At 58.6% G+C, this 251-nt stretch carries 1 rRNA gene; it reads right to left on the reverse strand.

Annotation, left to right across the window (positions count from 1 at the left end):
• Positions 1 to 251, reverse strand: a 23S ribosomal RNA gene (locus tag FCK22_RS18555); the annotation flags it as partial.

Consider the following 251-nt stretch of genomic DNA (forward strand, 5'->3'; position numbering starts at 1 on the left):
ATGGAAAGCAGGCTGGCTTCTGCCATTGCACTCAACGAGCGATTTCCGACCGCTCTGAGCCAACCTTCGCGCGCCTCCGTTACGATTTAGGAGCGACCGCCCCAGTCAAACTACCCGCCACACAGGTCCCGGAACCGGATAACGGTCCGCGGTTAGACATCAAGCAGAACAAGGGTGGTATCTCAAGGGAGGCTCCACCGAGACTGGCGTCTCGGTTTCAAAGCCCACCACCTATCCTGCACATGTTCGGC

Source organism: Sulfitobacter sp. 15WGC (genome assembly GCF_005068605.1).
Taxonomy (GTDB): Bacteria; Pseudomonadota; Alphaproteobacteria; order Rhodobacterales; family Rhodobacteraceae; genus Sulfitobacter; species Sulfitobacter faviae.